This window comes from Halorubrum sp. SP9, assembly GCF_005435015.1.
Lineage (GTDB): Archaea > Halobacteriota > Halobacteria > Halobacteriales > Haloferacaceae > Halorubrum > Halorubrum sodomense.
Map to the genome: position 1 here is coordinate 1 of NZ_SGXU01000065.1, position 3,163 is coordinate 3,163.

The 3,163-nt window shown below is 51.0% G+C and carries 2 protein-coding genes; both read left to right on the forward strand.

Annotated elements, in window-relative coordinates; all coding sequences use genetic code 11:
- On the forward strand, positions 1–1,858 hold a 1,858-nt coding region (locus EXE45_RS16215), incomplete at its 5' end, for a hypothetical protein (protein WP_206750477.1).
- On the forward strand, positions 1,848–3,032 hold the full coding sequence (locus EXE45_RS16220; RefSeq protein ID WP_137694931.1) for a BREX system ATP-binding domain-containing protein: 1,185 nt from the start codon (positions 1,848–1,850) through the stop codon (positions 3,030–3,032). The genes EXE45_RS16215 and EXE45_RS16220, both read left to right, overlap by 11 nt.
- The last annotated feature ends 131 nt before the right edge of the window (positions 3,033–3,163 follow it).

Genomic DNA, 3,163 nt, shown 5'->3' on the forward strand with positions numbered 1-3,163 from the left:
TAGCCGGTACGATGCTGATCCATACGGGTCGGGTGTCATCGGTGATGCGATGTCAATTGGCATCGACTTGGCCGAACAAATTCAGAAAGCCCTAGACAAGTGGGAAAACCAGGAACTCACGAAAGACGATCTCGCTGCGGCAGTTGGTATTGCCGCTCGCTCGGGTAATCTGGCAGGCCAACAGACGGTTGGTGGAATCATCTTCCAGAGCGCTGAACCACTTTCTTCGCTTGATGAACAAAAACCACTAATCCAGGCAAGCCAGAACCTCCAACAACTACTCCTTACAGGGCTCGACGTTGCTATCATTGCGCCAGTCGGCAGTCCCAATGAGGAGGAGAAAATCAATAGCACGTTCCGTGGTATTGGCGCGTTCTCTATAGAGACGGGGGCCAGTGGGAATATTGATATCACAGAACCCGTCGCCACAAGCGTTGACGAGTGGTATGATAGACTCCGGTACGACGTCGCTGACAACCGGGTGGTTGAGAATGTTGTCCGACCCGCAAGCGTGACCGCGTACGACCTCCCTGATGAATTGTGGTCGCTCCATTTCAGACGCGCAATTACTGTGGGCCTTCAAGGCGCTTACTCAGAGAAATCGTTTAACGAAAAGCGATTTGACAATCTCTGGGAGGAGGAAATCGTCTCTCACCCAAACTACGACCAATATCGATCCCGACGAAACTCCTTCCCAACTGTCAAAGTTGCCCGGAAGGACGACGGTAGGAGCCACAGTTTCGAACTCAGACACAGGGGCCCGTCAGCAATACCCTATATTGGCACCGTTCCTATCCAGAGCGGGAATCCAGAGAAGCAATTGGTGGAGTGGATCAAACGCTATCTCGACGCGGAAACAGTCACAAAAGAGAGGTGGCAAGCGCTGGTGACATCAACTGAGGGAATTGCCACCTCATTACAGACCACAGCGGAATCGGTGGTCGAAAACGCATTGCTGCTCCGGAATCGGAAACGAAAAACGTTGACTCCGCAGATTCCGCCAGAGAATCAACAAACGACAGACGGAGCTGAGGTTTCGGAGAGCGAGCAGGAGGAAGCACGTCCCCCAGAATGGTATGAACGTCACTGGTCTACGATCCTGTCTGATTTCAAAATTACAAAACAAGGGGGTGTTGGGGCTATTGAGCGAAAAGTCGAACTCCAGCGTTCTCTCGACCCGGAGCGTGAAGCTGACGAGGCGCTCTACTACAAGCTAGAGCGCGATATCAACAGCGCGTGGGACCACTTCATTGAGGGGATTGAAACACAGCTCATGCGAAGTCTCCCAGATGATCAGAATGTGTCTATCGAGCAGCTAGAGACACAATCGGGACAAGAGCTCACGGTGACTGTTGCCCCGGAAGGTGGATCACATCGAACATCGACTGTCGAGATATTACTCCCATACAGTGAGGTCTCAGTGGATGGGAACCAGGTCCGCCCGGCAACTATCACGAACACGGTTAACGATGTAATCGACACGCTCGGAACATCGCTTCGCGAAGGCAACACACTTACAGACGACTCGAAAGCGGACCTCCTCTATGAGATCACGAAAACCTACATCACCATCGGTGAGTTCGAGGAAGGAGATCTAGTCTACTTCGATGACATCGTCGAGTTTTGTCTGTCACTGCCGAAGGCAAGGAATCAATTTGAATCACCAGACAACAGTGCCGAACCAACAATCCGTGAACTGCTCGGAAGTGAGGGGTACATGGACCGAATAAGGGACTCTGTCAGTACATTCCATCGAAAAGGGAGTGACAGACACGGAAGTATCAGGACCAATGACAACCGGTACATTGCGATGGAGTTACAAGACACGTTTGAGAATCATCACACCGATGACGAGTAGTAAAACTGGGGACGGCCAGATTGACAAAGACACCGCTATCGATATTCTCACTCGGATCCAGAACGGTGTGCCGCCGGATCCCGATCATGTTGACCACATTCGTGTTGGGCGGGAGGCCGAAGAGCGACGACTCTGTGAAAAACCGACTGAAGGCCTCCAGAGCGTCAAGCGTGGCAATGGACAGATTTTCTTCGTGCTCGGAGATTTCGGTTATGGGAAGTCCTTCTTCATTAATCTAGTCGCGGACCGAGCCTCAGACATGGGATTCCTCCGATCTGAGTTCGATATACAGGATCTTGAGGCGATTTCTGACAAGGGTGAGCTCTATCGTGGCATTGTCCAGAATATCCGCTACCCAGATGAGGGAGGCAGAGGGGTTACCCCATTACTTCGAAAATTTTGCGAGGAGGTTTCTCAGGGTGAATTTGAGAATATAGCCTCAAAGTATGGGTTCCACGGACATCCAATCTATCAAATGCTTCTGAATTTACTCGACGCTTGGGCCTCCGGATCTCTCCACGTTGAACGAGACGACGTGACACTAAGTCGGGTCGAGGTATTGGCTGCTGTGAGCGGCTATCTCCAAGGAGAAAGCATCTCACTCGAGGAACTCCACGCCATTGGCAAGGTTGGATTCGACAACGTGACAAAAGAAAACGAGTATGAATATCTCCGTCACATCCGCTCGATTGCTCTTGAACTTGGTTACAATGGGCTAACAATACTCATTGACGAGGCAGCTGAACAGTTAGAGTGGGATCCTGATTCAGCGACCACCCAGCGGTTGATTGATCTCTACAACAAGTGCTACCAGAAGGATCAGTTCGAGAACATGATGTTCGTCTTCGTCGGCAACGAGGAAAAGTGGGATTCACTTATCGAAGATGCGGGTCATCAAGCGCTTTCTGACCGGTATTACGTGAAGCGACTGGTTCTCAGTAAACTCACTGAAGACGACTACGTCGAGCTCGTTCAGAAAGTGGCAAATCTGATCCGGATTGCATACGATGAGTCGTCAACCATCACAGACGCTGAGGCTCGAGAAATCGTCCAACAGGCTGTCGATCACCATGGCGGTGTGAGTGAACTGAGCCCCCGCCGACTCCTGTTAGATCATAACGGTGACGCTGCGAACCGGACGCTTGTCGACGTTCTTGAGTCGAGATATCTGTAATTGGCTACAGGTTATTTTTGACTACACGCCCGCACAGTACATTAGCTCCATTGAGATCCTCAGAGACTGTTAGAAGCTGCTGTGTTGAATAGCGATCTAATCAGCTGTTATCACGGAGTAGAAGGACGAAG